Origin of the sequence: Massilia sp. 2TAF26 (assembly GCF_052115005.1) — a bacterium.
Classification (GTDB): Bacteria; Pseudomonadota; Gammaproteobacteria; order Burkholderiales; family Burkholderiaceae_D; genus Telluria.
Genome location: NZ_JBFRFV010000088.1, coordinates 1 through 651, shown reverse-complemented (window position 1 = coordinate 651; position 651 = coordinate 1). Strand labels below are relative to the sequence as shown.

Genomic DNA, 651 nt, shown 5'->3' with positions numbered 1-651 from the left:
TCATCGCCTGTAATCGCCAAGGCATCCACCATGTGCACTTATTCACTTGTCCCTATAACGTTGGCCCCTGCATGAGTGTCAGGGAACGTCATAGGCAAATGACAGCTTACTTTGTTTGTTGATACATACAGATTTTCTACCCTAAGTGTYCACYACATCTTTCGACGTATTGAACGCTTAAAGAAAACTTTACTTCTTCCAGATTGTTAAAGAACGAGAACTACACTTATCTAAAGCACTCAGCCTTACATAAATGCAGTGAWSAAGAGTTGGTGGAGGATGACGGGATCGAACCGACGACCCCCTGCTTGCAAAGCAGGTGCTCTCCCAGCTGAGCTAATCCCCCATACGTAACGTGGTAGGGCTGGTTGGACTCGAACCAACGACCCCCGCGTTATCAACACGGTGCTCTAACCAGCTGAGCTACAGCCCCGAAAACTCTTCTCGTTTAACTTTATAACAGCCGATAAGCGTGGACGCTTGATGYTGAGCTTTCGCTCTAGTGCCACTCTAGAAAGGAGGTGATCCAGCCGCACCTTCCGATACGGCTACCTTGTTACGACTTCACCCCAGTCACGAATCCTACCGTGGTAAGCGCCCTCCTTGCGGTTAAGCTACCTACTTCTGGTAAAACCCGCTCCCATGGTGTGA

At 49.1% G+C, this 651-nt stretch carries 2 tRNA genes and 1 rRNA gene; all 3 read right to left on the bottom strand.

The features are described from left to right. Positions 1–270: 270 nt before the first annotated feature. Positions 271–346 (bottom strand) — tRNA-Ala (locus AB4Z32_RS27565). A 10-nt stretch (positions 347–356) separates the two neighbouring features. Continuing rightward, positions 357–433 (bottom strand) — tRNA-Ile (locus AB4Z32_RS27560). Between the two features lie 81 nt (positions 434–514). Then, positions 515–651 (bottom strand): 16S ribosomal RNA (locus tag AB4Z32_RS27555); the annotation flags it as partial.